Source organism: Streptomyces wuyuanensis (assembly GCF_900103455.1).
GTDB classification, from domain to species: domain Bacteria; phylum Actinomycetota; class Actinomycetes; order Streptomycetales; family Streptomycetaceae; genus Streptomyces; species Streptomyces wuyuanensis.
The window spans coordinates 129,748-148,733 of record NZ_FNHI01000005.1 but is presented as its reverse complement, the minus strand read 5'-3'; the positions used below and the strand labels follow the sequence as shown (position 1 = coordinate 148,733).

The window sequence follows — 18,986 nt, the reverse complement described above, 5'->3', positions numbered from 1 at the left end:
GGGCGCCTTCGCCCGGTTCGTGGCCATACTCACAGAGGTGGAGGGAATTCGGGGGCGGCCGCTCCCGAACCTCCCTCCCCTCACGGCAATCCGGTATGTCCGCAATGCCCGGCGCCCGTTCGTCCGCGACGTCATCCGGAGACGCTGGGCCTGCCGTTCTCGATGTGCCCCATCAGACGCCTGCGGAAGCCGCTCCCGTCGTCCGTCGTCACCTCGACGTCGTACCAGCCGTGGGCGTCGGCGGCGGAGTGCACGACGCTCCGGCTGCGGCCGGGCTTCACCGTGATCCTCCGGGTCCAGTCCCTCAGGTCCTCCTCGTCGACGTACCCGAGCGGCCGGAGGGTGAAGGTGACGGCGCGGTCCTTGCCGTTGCGGAACGTGAGGTGCAGATCGCGGTCGTGGTGGTCGATCCGCGAGACGACCTCGGGGCCCGCTCCCGTCGCCGGTCCCTCGAACTCCCGGCGGAAGCCGTTCGGCCCGGTGATCGTGAAGCGGTAGGAGTCCCCGGCGAGAGGCACGCTCCACTGCGCCGCGCCCCTCACGTCCTTGTGCTGCGGGACGGGGAACTCACCGGCGTACGGATAGAGCGCGAGGTGAGCGCTCGCGCGTCCCGTGTTGGCGAGCGCGACCGTCACCTCCCCCCTGCCGGCCTTCGCCCACGCGTCGGGCTGGTACGGCAGCGGTCGGGCCGGCCGGGTGCCCGGCTCCTGTACGGGCATGCGCTGGACCGCTGGCGGCTGCGGCCGCCAGCGGCCGGTGAACGGCGGGATCGCCCCCGGCCGCTCCACCGCGGGAAGCGGCCGGCCGTGCCGGAAGTCGAACGCCGAGGTGAGGTCGCCGGTGACGGTGCGCCGCCAATCCGTGATGTTGGGCTCCTCGATGCCCGTCCACTTCTCGAGGAAGCGGATCACCGAGGTGTGGTCGAAGGTCTCGGAGCAGACCCATCCCCCGACGGTCCACGGGGAGACGACGAGCAGCGGGACCCGGATGCCGAGGCCGGTGGGCCTGCCCTGCCAGCGCTCGTCGGTGTTGCCGGCGGGCGGGACCGGCGGCGGCACATGGTCGAAGAACCCGTCGTTCTCGTCGTAGTTGATCAGCACGACGGTGTGCCGCCAGACGTCGGGGTGGGAGCCGAGGGCGTCCAGCACCTTGTAGACGAGGGTGGCGGAGGCGATCGGCGAGGACGAGCCCGGGTGCTCGGAGTCGATCGCGCTCGGCACCAGGTACGAGACCTCGGGAAGCGTGCCGGCCGCCACGTCGGCGCGGAACCGCTCGGCGAGACTGCCGGTCTCGCCGCGCCGCAGCCCCCGCTCGAAGAGCGACCTCTCCCGCGCTGTCAGCGTCGCGACGCCCTCCTCCAGCGCGGCCAGCAGGCGCTCGCGCTCGGCCGGGTCGGCGCTGTCGCGGACCTTCGCGTAGAAGGCCTCCATGTACGTGAAGTCGCCGGCCGCGGCGAGCGCCTTCCGCGCGATCCGCTTGAAGACGGTGAAGAACTCGATGTTGTTGTCGGTGAAGTTCTCCCACTCCTGGTACGTCTTCCAGCTGCGGCCCGCCTTCTCCAGCCGCTCGGCGTACGTGGGCCACGGGTAGCCGGGGTGGGTGCCCTCGGCGTACGCGGCGTTCGTCACGGCGCGGCTGCCGTCGGCCTCGTGGCCGGTCCAGCCGCTCCACAGATGGTTGCGGTTGGGGCTCGTCGACGTGTGGACCGAGGAGTGGTAGGCGTCGCAGACGGTGAACGTGTCGGCGAGCTCGTAGTGCAGCGGGATGTCGCGACGGTCGTAATAGGCCATGGTGGCCGCGGTCTTCGCGGAGATCCAGCCGTCCATCCAGCCGTCGCGCCACGCCTCGGCCCCGCCGTCCCACGAGTGGTCGAGGTCGCCGATGTACTGCAGGTCCTTCGTCTGCGTCTCGGCGGCGCCGCGCACCGGGAAGGGCAGCACGGTGCCGAGCGGCCCGGGCTGCTCGAAGACGGAGGTGCCCGAGGGGAGTTCGACGGCGTTGCGGTCGCCGAATCCGCGTACCCCTCGCAGGGAGCCGAAGTAGTGGTCGAAGGACCGGTTCTCCTGCATCAGGATCACCACGTGCCGGATGGCGCGCAGTCCGCCGGCGGGCGGTTCGGCGGCGAGTGCCGCCTGCAGGGAGGGCGGCAGCAGGGACCCGGCCGCGGCGGCGCCGAGAGCGCCTCCGCCGAGTGCGAACAGCCGTCGCCGTGAGATGTCGGTGGCCAAGTGATCCTCCTGAGTCCCTCGTTACGCCCGGAAGCTAATGAGGCCGGATGGCGGAGGAAAGGCCCGCGGACGACCGCGGGATGAACGTCCAAGAGGGCGTCGGGAGAGTCCAGTCGAGATCCCGCCAGTGGCCGACCGGCCGTCGGGGCCTATTCGGTGGCGTTGTCCGTGCGGACTGTCACCATGGGCTCATGACCAGTCCGGGGGAATCGCAGACCGCCATCGCCGCCACGGCCACGACGGCCGCCGCGGCCGCCCGGCTCGCCGAGCGCCTGCACGGGTCGCCCGGGGAGTACCTGGGCGGTGCGCCCGTCGCGATCGTGCACCATCGCCCGGAGGCGACGCGGCTGGAGCGGCGCGAGGCGTTCCGGGAGGTCTACGGGCCGATCGTGGCCACGATCGGGGAGCCGACGCTGTACGGCGGGTCGGCCTGGGGGCCCAGTGTCCGCTGGCGCGACGAGGACCGGCTGGTGCTGCTCTCGGGGGACCGGTTCCGCGTCACGCTGTCGGTGCACCGGCCGGAGGAGCTGGAGCGGGGCGAGCACCGGTGCTTCACCTGGGGCGGTGCCTGGTCGGCCGACGAGCCGCACGACTTCGACCTGCTGCCGTACAGCTGGCAGTTGTACCGCGGCGGACCGGGCGAGTGGCCCGGCGAGCGCCCCGACCACCGGCTCGCGGGCGACTGGGAGCAGTTGGAGAGCGCGCTGGAGCTGCTGCTCGCCGCCTGGGCGGAGCAGCTTCCCGTGCAGGTCCCGGGCGACTGGGCCGGCTTCACGGTCGTGGCCGACCGGGACCCCGGCCGCGATCTCGTCGTCTCGTACAGCCCGGGTGAGGGGCTGGAGGTCGCCGTCGACGACCGGGACGCGCAGCAGGGCCCCGAGCGGGACCGGCTGATGCGGGAGTGCGGCTGGCAGGGCCACGACCGGGGCTGGTGGCATTCGGCCTTCCCCGAGGCCGACGAGAACTCCGCGGCCGCGGCCGCGCGGCTGGCCGTCACGGAGCTGCGCTCGCGGGGCGCGGCCGGTCCGCAGGAGCTGACTGCCCGGGAGTCCGGCGTCGACGACCGCGGCGAACTGTGGCTGCCGGGCCTGGGCATACGGGCGTACTGAGGTCGGCCGCGGGGACGGCGCAGGGACCGGCGCCTGCGGGGTCGGCGCGGGGACCGGCGCCGCGCACCCTGCCCCGCCGTCTGTCCCGTCTCCGTCCCGCCCGGCTCCTCGAACGGCCCGCCCGGCGCGCCGTCGCCCGGCCCGCCGGACCGGCCGGGTACGCGTGAGGGGCGGGACACCGGTTGGGTGTCCCGCCCCTCACGTTCGTACGGCCGGGGTTCAGCCCTCGGACACGCCGAGCTTCTCCAGGATCAGCTCCTTGACGCGGGCCGCGTCGGCCTGGCCGCGGGTGGCCTTCATGACCGCCCCGACCAGCGCGCCGACCGCGGCGACCTTGCCGCCCCGGATCTTGTCGGCGATGGCGGCGTTGCCGGCGATCGCCTCGTCGACGGCCACGCCGAGCGCGCCCTCGTCGGAGACGACCTTCAGACCGCGCTTCTCGACGACCGCGTCCGGGTCGCCCTCGCCGGCCAGAACGCCCTCGATGACCTGACGAGCCAGCTTGTCGTTGAGCGAGCCGTCGACGACCAGGGCCGTCACCCGGGCGACCTGCTCCGGCGTGATCGGCAGCTCGTCGAGCGACCGGCCGGACTCGTTGGCGTTACGGGCCAGCTCGCCCATCCACCACTTGCGGGCGGAGACGGGGTCGGCACCGGCCTCGATCGTGGCCACGATCGGGTCGATGGCGCCCGCGTTCAGGATGGACTGCATGTCGTGCTCGGAGATGCCCCACTCCTCGCGGAGGCGGTTGCGGCGCACTCGCGGCAGCTCGGGCAGTGCGGCACGCAGCTCCTCGACCCACTCCCGGGACGGGGCGACGGGGACGAGGTCGGGCTCCGGGAAGTACCGGTAGTCCTCGGCCTCCTCCTTCACCCGGCCCGAGGTCGTCGTGCCGTCGTCCTCGTGGAAGTGGCGGGTCTCCTGGACGATCGTGCCGCCGTCGCCCAGCACCGCGGCGTGCCGCTGGACCTCGAAGCGGACGGCCCGCTCCACGCTGCGGAGCGAGTTGACGTTCTTGGTCTCGCTGCGCGTGCCGAACGTCTCCGAACCCTTCGGCATCAGCGAGAGGTTCACGTCGCAGCGCATCTGGCCCATCTCCATACGGGCCTCGGAGACACCGAGGGCCCGGATGAGCTCGCGCAGTTCTGCGACGTACGCCTTGGCGACCTCGGGGGCACGGTCACCGGCGCCCACGATGGGCTTGGTGACGATCTCGATGAGCGGGATGCCGGCCCGGTTGTAGTCGAGCAGGGAGTGGGACGCGCCGTGGATACGGCCGGTGGCGCCGCCGACGTGCGTCGACTTGCCCGTGTCCTCCTCCATGTGGGCGCGCTCGATCTCCACGCGGAAGACCTCGCCGTCCTCCAGCTGGACGTCCAGATAGCCGTTGAAGGCGATCGGCTCGTCGTACTGCGAGGTCTGGAAGTTCTTCGGCATGTCCGGATAGAAGTAGTTCTTCCGGGCGAAGCGGCACCATTCGGCGATCTCGCAGTGCAACGCGAGACCGATCTTGATGGCGGACTCGACGCCGACCGCGTTGACCACCGGCAGCGAGCCGGGGAGGCCCAGGCAGGTGGGGCAGGTCTGCGAGTTGGGCTCGGCACCCAGCTCGGTCGAGCAGCCGCAGAACATCTTGGTCCTGGTGCCGAGTTCGACATGGACCTCCAGGCCCATGACGGGGTCGTACGACGCGAGTGCGTCCTCGTACGACACCAGGTCAGTCGTGACGGTCACGGTGAAACTTCCCTCTCAGCCCAGCAGGACGTCGTCGTCGCCCAGGCGCTTCAGCTCCCGGTAGAGGATCGCGAGTCCGGTGACGATGGCGGCGGCGGACACGGCGGCGTCGATCAGCCGGAGCGTGTCCTGCTCCAGGCGGGCCTTCTTGGCCTGCTTCGCGACGCCGATGGCTCCGAACGCGGTGGCGGCCATGGACACGTACGTGCCGGTCCGGGACTTCGTGAAGCCCTTGGCCTTCTGCAAGCTACTCACAGTGACGGTGCCTCCTCCAGCAGCGGGTGGCCCCAGCGTGCCACGAAGGCCGCCTCGACGGCCGCACCCACCTTGTAGAGCCGTTCGTCCTTCAGGGCGGGCGCGATGATCTGCAGTCCGACCGGGAGGTTGTCCTCCGGGGCCAGGCCGCAGGGCAGCGACATCGCGGCGTTGCCGGCCAGGTTGGTCGGGATGGTGCACAGGTCCGCGAGGTACATCGCCATCGGGTCGTCGGCACGCTCGCCGATCGGGAAGGCGGTGGTCGGGGTCGTCGGGGAGACGATCACGTCGACCTGCTCGAAGGCCTTCTCGAAGTCCTGCTTGATGAGCGTGCGCACCTTCTGGGCGCTGCCGTAGTACGCGTCGTAGTAGCCGGACGACAGGGCGTACGTACCGAGCATGATCCGGCGCTTGACCTCGTCGCCGAAGCCCTCCTCGCGGGTCAGCGAGGTGACGTCCTCGGCCGAGCGGGTGCCGTCGTCGCCGACGCGCAGGCCGTAGCGCAGGCCGTCGAACCGGGCGAGGTTCGAGGAGCACTCGGAAGGCGCGATCAGGTAGTAGGCGGAGAGCGCCAGGTCGAAGGAGGGGCAGTCGAGCTCGACGATCTCGGCGCCCAGCTCCTTCAGGAGCTGGACGGACTCGTCGAACCGCTGCACCACACCGGCCTGGTAGCCCTCGCCGCGGAACTGCTTGACGACACCGACGCGCATGCCCTCGACCGAGCCGTTGCGCGCGGCCTCGACGACCGGCGGGACCGGGGCGTCGATGGAGGTGGAGTCGAGCGGGTCGTGCCCGGCGATCACCTCGTGCAGCAGCGCCGCGTCCAGAACCGTGCGGGCGCAGGGTCCGCCCTGGTCGAGGGACGAGGAGAAGGCGACCATGCCGTAACGGGAGACCGCGCCGTAGGTGGGCTTCACGCCGACCGTGCCGGTGACGGCGGCGGGCTGGCGGATGGAGCCGCCGGTGTCCGTGCCGATGGCGAGCGGGGCCTCGTAGGAGGCGAGGGCGGCGGAGGAGCCACCGCCGGAGCCGCCCGGGATCCGGGTCAGGTCCCAGGGGTTGCCGGTCGGGCCGTAGGCGCTGTTCTCGGTGGAGGACCCCATGGCGAACTCGTCCATGTTGGTCTTGCCGAGGATGACGACGTCGGCGTCCTTCAGCCTGCGCGTCAGGGTGGCGTCGTACGGCGGGATCCAGCCCTCGAGGATCTTGGAGCCGACCGTGGTGGGGATGCCCTCGGTGGTGAAGATGTCCTTCAGTGCCAGCGGCACACCGGCGAGCGGGCCGAGCTTCTCGCCGCGCTCGCGCTTCTCGTCGACGGCGCGGGCCTGCGCGAGGGCGCCGTCACGGTCGATGTGCAGGAAGGCGTGGACCTTCTCGTCCACCGCCTCGATCCGGGCGAGGTGCGCCTCGGTGACCTCGACGGCGGTGAGCTCGCCGGATGCGATCTTCGCGGCGATCTCCGCCGCGGTGAGCTTGATGATGGGGCTGTCCGTCATCGCAGGTCAGTCCTCCCCCAGGATCTGCGGCACCTTGAAACGCTGCTGCTCCTGTGCCGGGGCGCAGGAGAGCGCCTGCTCGGGGGTGAGCGAAGGACGGACCTCGTCCGCGCGCATGACGTTGGTCAGCGGCAGCGGGTGGGAGGTCGGCGGTACGTCTCGGTCGGCGACCTCCGCGACGCGGGCGACCGCGCCGATGATGTCGTCGAGCTGTCCGGCGAAGTGGTCGAGCTCTTCGGCCTTCAGCTCCAGACGTGCCAGCCGGGCGAGGTGGGCGACCTCCTCGCGCGTGATGCCAGGCATGCAGCGATCCTCAGGGGTGAGTGTGATGGTTTTGGCCCAATCCTATGGGCCCGGCCAGGGTGCCCGCGAAACCCTTTGTCCACGGGGGACCGGCCGGCGCCCTCGACGGGGTCCGGCCGACGCCCGCGCCCGGCGCTGAGGCGGGGTGCGGCGAAGCGGCTACGGGCGGCCGGTGATCGCGTTCCGGGCATGGCCACGGTCCGGTACGGGCCCCTTCGGCACGGGCGACGTCCGGTGCGCCCGGTCCGGTACGGGCGACGTCCGGTGCGCCCGGTCCGGTACGGGCCCGTCTGATGCGGCCGGTCCGGTGCGGCCACCGCCGGTGAGGCCTCTTCGGTGCGGGAGCACTCCTCGCTGCGGGCCCTCTTCGGTGCGGGAGCACTCCTCGCTGCGGGCCCTCTTCGGTGCGGGCCGCCTCCGGTCGGACCCCGTCGGCTACGGGCCCGTCCGGCACGGTACGGGCCGGACGGGCCCGGCCACAGGCGGGCCGTGACGGCCGGGCGACGCCGTCCGCCGGATCGATCCGGCAGCCGGTGCGTCGGTCGGTGCTTCGCTTCGGTCGGTCCGTGGCCGTGTCCGCCTGCCGGCCGGCTCTTCCGGCCCCCGGCAGGCCCGCCGCGCCACCACTCGGCCGACGGTGGACCGGGATGGCCGCAGGCGCCCGGCACGGCGCGCCGTGCCTAGTTCACGAGCCCCGACGGGCGGTCCACCTCGGACGGGGCGGCGGCGGGGAGCTCACCCACGGGGCGACGCCAGCCGTGCTCGCCCCGGGCCCGCAGCCAGGCCGTGGTCTCCTGCGGCGGCATCGCCGCCGCCACCAGCCAGCCCTGCACCGCGTCACAGCCCAGGTCGCGCAGCCGCTCCCAGGTCTCGTCGTCCTCGACACCCTCGGCGACCACGAGCAGCCCGAGGGAATGCGCGAGGTCGACCGTGCAGCGGACGATCTCGGCGTCCTCCGCGTCGATCGCCAGCCGGGCGACGAACGACCGGTCGATCTTGAGCTCGCTCACGGGCAGCCGGCGCAGATGGACCAGGGAGGAGTACCCGGTGCCGAAGTCGTCCAGCGACATCTTCACGCCGTGGCCCGTGAGCGCCGCGAGGGTGTCCCCGGCCCGCTGCGGATCCTCCAGCAGCACATGCTCCGTGATCTCCAGCTGCAGCGCGCCCGCCGGGACGCCGTGCCGTGCGAGCCGTGCCGCGACGGAACCGGCGAAGCCCGGGGTGTGGACGTCCCGCGGCGAGACGTTGACGGCGACCGGCACCTCGAGGCCCTGGGAGCGCCACTCGGCGACCTGGCCCAGCGCCGTCTCCAGCACGTACTCGGTCAGATGCGGCATCAGCCCCGACGACTCGGCGATGGCGATGAACTCGTCCGGAGGGACCCGCCCGCGGTCCGGGTGCACCCAGCGCACCAGTGCCTCCAGCCCCGCGACATGGCCGTCGAAGCGGACCTTCGGCTGGTAGTGGAGCTCGACGTCGCCCGCGTCGAGCGCCCGGCGCAGATCGCCGAGCAGTCCGAGCCGGTCCGGGGTGTTCGAATCGCGTTTGGACTCGTACACCTCGACGCCCGTGCGGTCGCGCTTCGCCTGGTACATCGCCACATCCGCCCGTCTGAGCAGCCCTTCGGCGTCCAGGGCGTGGTCGGGGAAGACGGCGAGGCCGGCACTGGCCTCCAGGACCAGCGTCAGCCCGTCGAGGTCGAGCGGTGAGGACAGCTGGCCGACGAGGTGCCGGGCGACCCGCTGGGCGCTGGTGGTGGAGTCGGTCGTGGGCAGCAGCACGGCGAACTCGTCGCCGCCCAGGCGCGCGGCCTCCGCTCCGCGCGGCAGTGCGAGTTTCAGCCGCTCGGCGATCTGGAGCAGCAGCCGGTCGCCCGCGAGATGACCGAGGGTGTCGTTGACCGAGCGGAACCGGTCGAGGTCGATGAGGACGAGCGCCGAACGCGCTCCGACCCCCTCGGCCTCCTCCAGCGCGGTCCAGGTGCGCTCCAGCAGCCACTGGCGGTTGGGGAGTTTGGTCAGCGGGTCGCGCAGCTGCTCCTCGGCGCGGGCGCGGGCGATCCACAGCGTGGAGTCGAGGGCTATCAGCGGCACGGCGAAGAGCGGCAGCACGATGGGCAGGGCCGTCGCGACGACGCAGATCAGCGGGGCGATGCCGAGCAGGGCGACCGCGACGAGCCCCTGCCGCAGCAGGGCGGTCCGGGCGACGGTGGGCAGTCCGCTGCCCTGCGGCGCCAGCGCGTACCAGAGCAGCACCCGGGTGACGGCGAGATACGCGGCCGCGGCGAGCACCACCTCGGGGATCGCGTCCGGCCCCCATTGCAGGGGCTGCCAGGGGTGTTCGACGGTCGGTGCCTCACCGAACGCGGCGAGGACGAGTGCGGCGCCGCCGATGCCCAGGATGTCCACCGCGCCGTGCAGGACGCCCTGTCGCCAGCGGTGCCGCCGCGCGGCGCCGACCAGCACCACCACGGCGAGGCTGACCATGCCCGCCGGCACCCAGCCGTACAGCAGCAGCACGGCGAGTGTCAGCGCGGCACCGGAGCCCGTGCCGCCCCACCAGCGGTCGCGTCCGAGGGCGACCAGGTGGCCGACGATGACGCCGGTCAGCACGGCGAGGGACCAGCCCTCGGTACCTCCGGGGAAAAGCGCGTGGCCCTCCCGCAGGACGCCGAAGAGCCCGGTCGCCAGGGCGAGTGCGGCGATTCCGATGACGACGAACGGCAGCGTCGACGCGATGCCCGCGACGAACGCGAGCCCCGCGAACCCACGCGGCCGTGAGACCGGGGCGGCGCTCTCGGTCGGTTTCATTCCCGTCCCTCTCACAGCCGGCGGTGCCGATGCCACGTGGTGGCTTCCGTGTCATGCGACCACGGCCGAAACCTCACCACGCGGCCGTGCACGACAGGCGCATGCCTCAACAGTAGGCCGCCGGGGGCTCTGACGGGCAGCGCTCTACAGCTCTTGCCCGAATGCGACCCGGCCACCCTTATCCATCCGATATGCGCCGAACGAGTGATCCTGACGGGGAGTTGGTCCGCACGGCCGTGCTATGCCTCGACCGGCGCGGCCACCTCGCGGGCCGCGTCAGGGCCTTGCTCCAGCAGGACCGCGAACCCGTCCTCGTCCAGCACGGGCACCTTCAGCTGCATGGCCTTGTCGTACTTCGATCCGGGGTTGTCACCCACGACGACGAATGAGGTCTTCTTCGAAACGGAACCGGTCACTTTCGCTCCACGACTCTGGAGCGCATCTTTTGCGCCATCTCTCGTGTGGTTCTCGAGCGTTCCCGTGACGACGACCGTGAGGCCCTCGAGCGGGCGCGGCCCTTCGTCCTCGCCGGAGCCCTCCTCCTCCATCCGGACGCCCGCGGCACGCCACTTGCGGAGGATCTCGCGGTGCCAGTCCTCCTCGAACCACTGCTTCACCGAGGCGGCGATGGTGGGCCCGACGCCCTCGACAGCCGCCAGCTCCTCCTCGGACGCCTGCTCGATCCGCTCGATCGAACGGAACTCACGGGCCAGTTCCTCGGCGGCGACGGGGCCCACGTGACGGATGGAGAGACCGGTGAGGATGCGGGCCAGCGGGCGCTCCTTGGCGGCCGCGATGTTCTCCAGCATCGCCAGGGTGTTCTTCTTCGGCTCCCCCTGCTGGTTGGCGAAGACCGTGACGACCTTCTCCTCGCCGGTCTTCGGGTCGCGCTTGGGCAGCCCGCTGTCCTGGTCCAGCACATACGCCTTGATGGGGAGCAGCTGTTCGACCGTGAGGTCGAACAGGCCACCCTCGTCGGCCAGCGGCGGCTCGGCGGGCTCCAGCGGCTTCGTCAGGGCCGCCGCGGCCACGTAGCCGAACGCCTCGACGTCCAGGGACTTCCGTCCGGCCAGGTAGAACAGACGCTCGCGCAATTGGGCGGGGCAGCTGCGGGCGTTGGGACAGCGCAGATCGACGTCGCCCTCCTTCATCGGCCGCAGGGGCGTGCCGCACTCGGGGCACTCGGACGGCATGACGAACTCGCGCTCGCTGCCGTCCCGCAGATCGACGACCGGGCCGAGGATCTCGGGGATGACGTCGCCCGCCTTGCGCAGCACGACGGTGTCGCCGATGAGGACGCCCTTGGCCTTGACCACGTCCTGGTTGTGCAGGGTCGCGAACTCGACCTCGGAGCCCGCGACCGTCACCGGCTCCACCTGGGCGTACGGGGTGACCCGACCCGTACGGCCCACACCGACGCGGATGTCGACCAGCCTGGTGTTGACCTCCTCCGGCGGGTACTTCCAGGCGATCGCCCAGCGCGGCGCCCGCGACGTCGAACCCAGCCGGCCCTGGAGCGGGATCTCGTCCAGCTTGACGACCACCCCGTCGATCTCGTGCTCAACGGAGTGCCGGTGCTCGCCGTAGTACGCGATGAAGTCCCGGACCTCTTCGAGCGAGTCGACCACCTTGAAGTGCCGGGCGGTCGGCAGGCCCCACTCGTGCAGGAGCTCGTACGCCTGCGACAGCCGGCCGATCTCCAGGCCCTCGCGCGCGCCGATGCCGTGCACCACCATGTGCAGCGGGAGGGTCGCGGTGACCTTCGGATCCTTCTGCCGCAGCGAACCCGACGCCGAGTTGCGGGGGTTGGCATAGGGCTGCTCACCCGCGGCGACCCGGCGGGCGTTGAGCTCCTCGAAGGCCTCCATCGGGAAGTAGACCTCGCCCCGGATCTCCACCAGATCGGGTACGCGCTCGCCCTTCAGGCGGACCGGGATGTCCGCGATCGTCCGGACGTTGGGAGTGATGTCCTCGCCGGTGCGGCCGTCGCCGCGGGTCGCGGCCCGGGTCAGCCGGCCCTTCTCGTAGGTCAGGTTGACGGCCAGGCCGTCGACCTTCAGCTCGCACAGGAAGTGGTGCGCGGAGGTGCCGACCTCCTTGGCGACCCGGTCCGCCCAGGCTGCGAGCTCCGCGTCGTCGAAGGCGTTGTCGAGGGACAGCATCCGGTCGCGGTGCTCGACCGCCGTGAACTCCGTCTCGTACGCGACCGAGACCTTCTGGGTCGGCGAGTCGGGCGTGCGCAGCTCCGGATACTCCTCCTCCAGCGCCTCCAACGACCTCATCAGCCGGTCGAACTCGGCGTCGCTGACGACCGGCTGGTCCTTCACGTAGTACCGGAAGCGGTGCTCCTCGATCTGCTCGGCCAGCCGGGCGTGCGTGTCCCGTGACTCCGCCGGCACCGGCCCCTGCTGTTCGACAGCCACCGTTACGTCCTCCCGTTACCTCAGCCCTCAGTCCATCACTCAGGGTTGTCCGCGAGCGATCTCGCCGCCCGGACGCTGTGCGCGAGGGCGGCACGGGCGTAGCCGGGCGAAGCGCCCGCGAGCCCGCACGACGGGGTGATCACGACGGACTCGGCGAGAGTCCCCGGATTCAGCCCCAGCCTGCGCCACAGCGTCCTGACACCCATGACGCTACCGGCAGGGTCCGACAATGGGCCGTCGGTGGACGGCACGACTCCCGCGAAGAGCTTCGTGCCGCCCTCGGCCGCCTCGCCGATCGACTCCTCGTCACGCTCGGTGAGCAGCCCGAAATCGAACGAGATACCGGCGACTCCGGCCCGGCGCAGCAGGGCGAACGGCACCTCCGGAGCGCAGGAATGCACGATCACCGGCACGCCTGCGGCGTCCACGACCTCCCGCAGCGCGCTCTCCGCGAGCTGCCGGTCCACGGCGCGGTGCGTCCGGTAGCCGCTGGCGGTCTTCACCCGGCCGCGCAGAACGGCCGTGAGGGAGGGTTCGTCGAGCTGGAGCACCGGCCGGGCGCCCGGCACGCGGCGCCGTACCTCGGCGAGATGGCCGCGGAGGCCTTCCGTGAGCGAGCCCGCGAGGTCCCGGCACGCGCCGGGGTCGGCGAGAGCCGCCTCGCCGTTCCTGAGCTCCAGGGCGGCCGCCAGCGTCCACGGCCCGACGGCCTGGACCTTCAGCGGTCCCTCGTAGCCCTGGGTGAACTCCTCCAGTGCGTCCAGGTCCTCGCCGAGCCACGACCTGGCCCGCCTGGTGTCCCGGCCGGGCCTGTCGCTGATCCGCCAGCCGCTCGGCTCCACGTGCGCGTAGAGCTCCACCAGGAGTCCGGCGGTGCGGCCGATCATGTCGGCGCCGGGACCGCGGGCGGGCAGCTCCGGCAGGTGGGGGAAGTCCTCGAAGGACCCGGTCACGGTCTTCGCGGCCTCGCGCGCGTCCCCCCCGGGCAGGGAGCCGACTCCGGTGGCGGGGCCCCACACGATGTCGCTCATCGCCCCGGCCGGACGGTGAGGTCGTGGATGTCGGCGTCGCGCGGGAGGTCGAGGGCCGTGAGGATCGTCGTCGCGACCGACTCGGGGTCGATCCACCGCGTCGGGTCGTACTCCTTGCCCTCCTGCTGGTGCACCTTCGCCTGCATCGGGCTCGCGGTGCGGCCGGGGTACACCGACGTGACCCGGACGCCGTGCTCCTTCTCCTCCTGGCGCAGTGCGTCGGCCAGTGCCTTGAGGCCGTGCTTGGAGGCGGCGTAAGCGCCCCACTCGGCATGGGCGTTGAGCCCGGCACCCGAGTTGACGAAGATCACCGTGCCCCGGGACACGCGCAGTTGGGGCAGCACGAGCCGGGTGAGCTCCGCCGGGCTCACCAGGTTGACGTTGAGCTGCGCCTGCCAGGTCTTCGGGGTGAGGTCGGCGACCCGGCCGAGGTCCACGACGCCCGCGATGTGCAGCAGCGAGTCGACGCGCTCTGGCAGCGTCTGGTGGGAGAACGCCCAGGAGAGGCGGTCGGGCGTGGAGAGGTCGCCGACGAGGGTGCGGGAGCCGGGGTATGCCTGGACCAGCTCCCGGGCACGGCCTGCGTCACGGGCCAGCAGCACGAGGTCGTCGCCGCGCTCGTGCAGCCGGCGCGCGACGGCCGCGCCGATGCCGGATCCCGCTCCGGTGATCAGATGTGTAGCCATACCGGCCATGCTCGCATCACCGCACCCCCGCGCTCTCCTCGAGGTGGGCGAGCGCGCCCACCGCGTCCTCGGCGAAGAAGACCAGGTCGGTGAGGGGCACCGGCAGGAAGCCCTCGTCGTCCATCCGCTGGAACTGCTGCTTCAGCCCGTCGTAGTAGCCCGCGGTGTTGAGCAGCACCACCGGCTTCGCCGTGTGGCCGTGCTTCTTCAGCTCCAGGATCTCCGTGGCCTCGTCCAGCGTGCCCGTGCCGCCGACCATGATCACGACCGCGTCGGACTTGGCGAGGAGCAGCGCCTTCCGCTCGGCGAGGTCGCGCGCGACGATCATCTCGTCGGCGACCGGCCTGGCCTTGTCCTGGAGGAACTCCACCGAGACCCCGACCAGGCGGCCGCCGGCCTCGTGCACCCCGTCCGCGACGACCTTCATCAGACCGACGTCGGAGCCGCCCCAGACGAGCGTGTGGCCGCCCTTGCCGAGCAGCTCGGCGAATTCGCGGGCGGGGCGGGTGTACCGGTCGTCGAGGTCGGCGGCGGAGAGGAAGACGCAGATGTTCATGGAAGTCACGGTACGGGCCGCCTCCGACACCCGGCCCGTCCGGTCGGAGGCCGAAAAAGAATGGCCGGGAATTCCCGTCGCGCACCGATGAGTTCGGCGGGCGGGCACGGTCTGCACGGCATGGACAACCCGAACCCGACGATGAGCAGGACCCGCGGCACCGTACGGTCGCAGGACGGCACGGTGATCGCGTACGAGCGCCGCGGCGACGGGCCGCCCGTCGTGCTGGTGGGCGGCGCGCTGGCCACAGCCGCCGACCAGGCACCGCTGGCGAACCTGCTCGCGCACCGGTTCAGCGTGATCGCCTACGACCGGCGGGGCCGCGGCGCCAGCGGGGACACGGCCCCCTACGCGGTGCGGCGGGAGGTCGAGGACCTGGCCGCGGTCGTCGGGGAGGCGGGCGGGCACGCCTGCGTCCACGGCACCGCCTCGGGCGGGGCGCTGGTGCTGGAGGCGGCCGCGGCGGGACTCCCGGTGGCCCGACTCTCCGTGTACGAACCTCCGTTCGTCACCGACCCGGCCGGCCGCGCGGAGAGCGCGGCCCGCCGCGAGCGCGTGGAGGGCCTGCTCGCCCGGGACCGGCGGTCCGACGCCCTGGAGCTGTTCCTGTCCAAGGCGCTGCCGCCCGGGGCGCTCGACGGGCTCCGCGGCTCACCGCTGTGGGCGGAACTGGAAGCACGGGCGCACACCCTCGCGTACGACCACGCCGTGCTGGGCGACGCGGGTGTGCCGGCCGAGCGGCTTCGCGAGGTCGCCGTGCGCGTGATGGTGGTGGACGGCGGCGCCAGCCCGCGCTGGCGGCGGGAGTCGGTCCGGGCGGTCTCACGCGCCCTCCCCCGCGGCCGGCACCGCACGCTGACGGGCCAGACCCACGAGGTGGCTCCGCATGTGCTGGCGCCGGCGCTGGAGGGGTTCTTCGCGGACGCCGCCTGACCACCGGGGAGGCGGGCAGGGGGCGGCGCGCCGGCCTCAGGCCGTGACGTGGCTCTGGCGGCGCGTCGTCGCCGCGATCGTCGCCGAGCCGACCACGCGGGTGCCGTCGTACAGCACGATCGCCTGGCCGGGGGCGACACCGCGGACGGGTTCGGTGAACGCCACCCGCAGCTCGCCGTCCACCAGCTCGGCCGAGACCTCGGTCTCGCCGCCGTGGGCGCGCAGCTGCGCGGTGTACGTGCCCGGGCCGGAGGGTGCCGTGCCGCACCAGCGGGGCTTCACGGCGGTGAGGGCCGAGACCTCGAGGGCCTCGGCGGGTCCCACCGTCACGGTGTTGTTCACCGGCGAGATGTCCAGGACGTAGCGCGGCTTGCCGTCGGGCGCGGGACGGCCGATGCGCAGGCCCTTGCGCTGGCCGATGGTGAAGCCGTAGGCACCGTCGTGGGTGCCCACCTTGGCGCCGGACTCGTCGACGATGTCGCCCTCGGCCCTGCCGAGCCGCCCGGCCAGGAATCCCTGGGTGTCGCCGTCGGCGATGAAGCAGATGTCGTGGCTGTCGGGCTTCTTCGCCACGGCGAGACCGCGCCGCTCGGCCTCCGCGCGGATCTCGTCCTTGGTGGTGAGGGTGTCGCCGAGCGGGAACATGGCGTGGGCGAGCTGCCTCTCGTCCAGCACGCCGAGCACGTACGACTGGTCCTTGGCCATGTCGCTCGCCCGGTGGAGCTCGCGGGTGCCGTCCTCCCGGAGTACCACCGTCGCGTAGTGGCCCGTGCACACCGCGTCGAAGCCCAGCGCCAGCGCCTTGTCCAGGAGCGCCGCGAACTTGATCTTCTCGTTGCAGCGCAGGCAGGGGTTGGGGGTGCGGCCGGCCTCGTACTCCGCGACGAAGTCCTCGACCACGTCCTCGCGGAAGCGCTCGGCGAGGTCCCAAACGTAGAACGGGATGCCGATGACGTCCGCGGCGCGGCGGGCGTCGCGGGAGTCCTCGATGGTGCAGCAGCCGCGCGCTCCGGTGCGGAACGACTGCGGGTTGGCCGAGAGCGCCAGATGCACTCCGGTCACGTCGTGGCCCGCTTCGGCGGCCCGGGCGGCGGCGACGGCGGAGTCCACGCCGCCGGACATGGCGGCGAGGACGCGGAGGGGACGCTGGCGTGTCTCAGTCATAGCCCTATCAGGGTACGGGGCGCCGGGAACCGAAAGCTCGCGAGTAAACGTTCGGCAGGTGATCGGGTGCGAAGAGGGGTGGCATGGGCGGCAGGAAGGCACAGCGCGGCGTCGGCAGGCGAGCCGTGCTGATCGGCGGCGGGGCCGCGCTCGTCGGGGCGGGCGTGGTGGCACAGGACGAGCTGAGACGGCTGTGGTGGCGGCTGCCCGGCATGGAGAAGAAGCGGGTGGAGGGGGAGCTCGACCACGCGGGCGCGGTGTGGACGGCGGCCTCCCGCGCGAACTGGCGGCGGGCGGACCGGCCCGACGACTACACGGTCGACCGGGTGGTGATCCATGTCGTGCAGGGCAGCTACCGGACGGCCCTGAGGGTGTTCAAGGACCCCGGGCACGGCGCTGCCGCGCACTACGTGGTGGGCAAGGACGGACGGGTCGCGCAGATGATCCGCGAGCTCGACGTCGCCTTCCACGCGGGGAACCGGGGCGTCAACGAGCGGAGCATCGGTATCGAGCACGAGGGGTTCGTCGACCGTCCCGAGGACTTCACGGACGCGATGTACGCCTCGTCGGCACGGCTGACGGCGGACATCTGCCGGCGGTACGGCATCCCGGTGGACCGGGAGCACATCATCGGCCATGTCGAGGTGCCCGGGACCGACCACACCGACCCCGGACCGCACTGGGACTGGGACCGGTACATACCGATGGTGCGGGAGGCGGCGGCCGCCCGGCCGTCGCCCGGCACGACGACGGCTAGCTGAGCCCGGCCGTGCGGGCCCGCTCCACGGCGGGTCCGATCGCCTTGGCGACGGCCTCGACGTCCTCCACGGTGGAGGTGTGGCCGAGGCTGAAGCGGAGCGTGCCGCGGGCCAGGTCCGGGTCGGTTCCCGTGGCGAGGAGGACGTGGCTGGGCTGGGCGACACCCGCCGTGCAGGCCGAGCCGGTGGAGCACTCGATGCCCTGGGCGTCCAGGAGCAGCAGCAGCGAGTCGCCCTCGCAGCCGGGGAACGTGAAGTGGGCGTTGGCCGGGAGCCGGTCGTCCGGGTCGCCGCCGAGGATCGCGTCGGGCACGGCGTCGAGTACGGCGCCGACGAGCCGGTCGCGCAGGGCGCCGATCTCGCGGGCGAAGTCCTCGCGGCGCTCTGCGGCGAGCCGGCCGGCCACGGCGAAGGCGGCGACGGCGGGTACGTCCAGCGTCCCGGAGCGCACATGGCGCTCCTGGCCGCCGCCGTGCAGCACGGGCACGGGGGTGTACTCGCGGCCCAGCAGCAGCGCGCCGATGCCGTACGGGCCGCCGATCTTGTGGCCGCTGACGGTCATCGCGGCCAGCCCCGAAGCGGCGAAGCCGACGTCGAGCTGTCCGACAGCCTGGACCGCGTCGGAGTGCAGCGGAATGCCGAACTCTGCGGCGATGTCGGCGAGTTCACGGACCGGCATCACGGTGCCGATCTCGTTGTTGGCCCACATGACGGTGGCGAAGGCCACGTCCGACGGGTCGCGCTCGACGGCCTCCCGGAACGCTTCCGGGTGCACCCTGCCGTAGGAGTCGACGGGCAGGTACTCGACGTTCGCGCCCTCGTGCTCGGCGAGCCAGTCCACGGCGTCGAGGACGGCGTGGTGCTCGACCGGGCAGGCGAGTACGCGGTTGCGGCGCGGGTCGGCGGCACGGCGGGCCCAGTAGAGGCCCTTGACGGCCAGGTTGTCCGCCTCGGTGCCGCCGGAGGTGAGGACGACCTCGCTGGGGCGCGCCCCGAGCGCCTCGGCGAGGGCCTCGCGGGCCTCCTCGACGGTACGGCGGGCCCTGCGGCCCGCTGCGTGCAACGACGAGGCGTTGCCGGTGACGGCGAGCTGGGCGGTCATCGCCTCGATCGCCTCCGGAAGCATCGGAGTGGTCGCGGCGTGGTCGAGGTAAGCCATGGTGGACACGATTCTACGAGCCGCCCGGAGCCCGGCTTCCGCCCCGGGGGCCCGGACGGGTCAGCCGACCGGACTCCAGACGACCACGCCGTTGCCCACGACGAGCGTGGCGAGCACGACGAGGTCGGCGATGCCGAGCGCCAGCCCCAGCAGGGCGCGTCCGCGCCGTGCGGTGCCGCGCCACAGCGCGAGGGCGGCGAGGACGACGGCGACGGGCCCGAGCACGATGTTCATCACGAGCAGCCCGACCAGTCCGAGGACGAACGACGCGACGGCCATGCCGTCCGCGTCGCGCGTGCCGGTGAACCGGCGGGCGGGTGCGGTGAGTTCCACGGTGGTCC

At 72.5% G+C, this 18,986-nt stretch carries 16 protein-coding genes; 3 read left to right on the top strand and 13 right to left on the bottom strand.

Annotated elements, in window-relative coordinates; all coding sequences use genetic code 11:
• Nucleotides 1–131: 131 nt before the first annotated feature.
• Nucleotides 132–2,228, bottom strand: a complete 2,097-nt coding sequence (locus tag BLT82_RS09655) for a phosphocholine-specific phospholipase C (protein ID WP_093653475.1) — start codon at nt 2,226–2,228, stop codon at nt 132–134.
• 191 nt (nt 2,229–2,419) lie between these two features.
• On the opposite strand from BLT82_RS09655, the gene BLT82_RS09650 reads away from it, so the two are divergent.
• Nucleotides 2,420–3,337, top strand: a complete 918-nt coding sequence (locus BLT82_RS09650) for a hypothetical protein (RefSeq protein ID WP_093653474.1) — start codon at nt 2,420–2,422, stop codon at nt 3,335–3,337.
• A 219-nt stretch (nt 3,338–3,556) separates the two neighbouring features.
• On the opposite strand, the gene gatB is transcribed toward BLT82_RS09650, so the two are convergent.
• From gatB to BLT82_RS09605, 9 genes are all read right to left on the bottom strand, one after another.
• Nucleotides 3,557–5,071 (bottom strand): Asp-tRNA(Asn)/Glu-tRNA(Gln) amidotransferase subunit GatB, encoded by a 1,515-nt coding sequence (gatB, locus tag BLT82_RS09645; RefSeq protein WP_093653473.1) that lies wholly within the window; start codon nt 5,069–5,071, stop codon nt 3,557–3,559.
• 15 nt (nt 5,072–5,086) lie between these two features.
• A complete protein-coding gene (locus BLT82_RS09640) occupies nt 5,087–5,326 on the bottom strand; it encodes a hypothetical protein (RefSeq protein WP_167745990.1) in 240 nt (79 codons plus the stop codon).
• Nucleotides 5,323–6,822, bottom strand: a complete 1,500-nt coding sequence (gene gatA, locus BLT82_RS09635) for an Asp-tRNA(Asn)/Glu-tRNA(Gln) amidotransferase subunit GatA (protein WP_093653471.1) — start codon at nt 6,820–6,822, stop codon at nt 5,323–5,325. The genes BLT82_RS09640 and gatA overlap by 4 nt, the downstream gene beginning before the upstream one ends.
• Nucleotides 6,823–6,828: 6 nt before the next feature.
• Nucleotides 6,829–7,125, bottom strand: coding sequence for an Asp-tRNA(Asn)/Glu-tRNA(Gln) amidotransferase subunit GatC (gene gatC, locus BLT82_RS09630; protein ID WP_017946771.1), 297 nt, complete (start codon nt 7,123–7,125; stop codon nt 6,829–6,831).
• A gap of 680 nt (nt 7,126–7,805) precedes the next feature.
• A complete protein-coding gene (locus BLT82_RS09625; RefSeq protein ID WP_093653470.1) occupies nt 7,806–9,935 on the bottom strand; it encodes a putative bifunctional diguanylate cyclase/phosphodiesterase in 2,130 nt (709 codons plus the stop codon).
• A gap of 239 nt (nt 9,936–10,174) precedes the next feature.
• Complete coding sequence (gene ligA, locus BLT82_RS09620) at nt 10,175–12,358, bottom strand: NAD-dependent DNA ligase LigA (RefSeq protein ID WP_093653469.1); 2,184 nt, start codon at nt 12,356–12,358, stop codon at nt 10,175–10,177.
• Between the two features lie 35 nt (nt 12,359–12,393).
• Nucleotides 12,394–13,389 carry a methionine synthase gene (locus tag BLT82_RS09615; protein ID WP_093653468.1) on the bottom strand — a complete coding sequence of 332 codons (996 nt, stop codon included), beginning with the start codon at nt 13,387–13,389 and terminating at the stop codon, nt 12,394–12,396.
• On the bottom strand, nt 13,386–14,084 hold the full coding sequence (locus BLT82_RS09610; RefSeq protein WP_093653467.1) for an SDR family oxidoreductase: 699 nt from the start codon (nt 14,082–14,084) through the stop codon (nt 13,386–13,388). Before BLT82_RS09610 ends, BLT82_RS09615 begins: the two co-directional genes overlap by 4 nt.
• A 7-nt stretch (nt 14,085–14,091) precedes the next feature.
• Entirely contained in the window at nt 14,092–14,631 is a 540-nt protein-coding gene (locus tag BLT82_RS09605) for an LOG family protein (RefSeq protein WP_093653649.1), read from the bottom strand.
• Nucleotides 14,632–14,751: 120 nt separating this feature from the next.
• On the opposite strand from BLT82_RS09605, the gene BLT82_RS09600 reads away from it, so the two are divergent.
• On the top strand, nt 14,752–15,564 hold the full coding sequence (locus tag BLT82_RS09600; RefSeq protein WP_093653648.1) for an alpha/beta fold hydrolase: 813 nt from the start codon (nt 14,752–14,754) through the stop codon (nt 15,562–15,564).
• A 36-nt stretch (nt 15,565–15,600) separates the two neighbouring features.
• Here BLT82_RS09600 and mnmA read toward each other — a convergent pair whose 3' ends face one another.
• A complete protein-coding gene (gene mnmA, locus BLT82_RS09595; RefSeq protein ID WP_093653466.1) occupies nt 15,601–16,728 on the bottom strand; it encodes a tRNA 2-thiouridine(34) synthase MnmA in 1,128 nt (375 codons plus the stop codon).
• Nucleotides 16,729–16,811: 83 nt separating this feature from the next.
• On the opposite strand from mnmA, the gene BLT82_RS09590 reads away from it, so the two are divergent.
• Nucleotides 16,812–17,489 (top strand): N-acetylmuramoyl-L-alanine amidase, encoded by a 678-nt coding sequence (locus BLT82_RS09590; RefSeq protein ID WP_093653465.1) that lies wholly within the window; start codon nt 16,812–16,814, stop codon nt 17,487–17,489.
• Here the strand turns inward: BLT82_RS09590 and BLT82_RS09585 are convergent.
• On the bottom strand, nt 17,482–18,645 hold the full coding sequence (locus tag BLT82_RS09585; protein WP_093653647.1) for a cysteine desulfurase family protein: 1,164 nt from the start codon (nt 18,643–18,645) through the stop codon (nt 17,482–17,484). The genes BLT82_RS09590 and BLT82_RS09585 overlap by 8 nt on opposite strands.
• 60 nt (nt 18,646–18,705) lie before the next feature.
• Nucleotides 18,706–18,978 carry a DUF4190 domain-containing protein gene (locus BLT82_RS09580; RefSeq protein WP_093653464.1) on the bottom strand — a complete coding sequence of 91 codons (273 nt, stop codon included), beginning with the start codon at nt 18,976–18,978 and terminating at the stop codon, nt 18,706–18,708.
• Nucleotides 18,979–18,986: the final 8 nt, after the last annotated feature.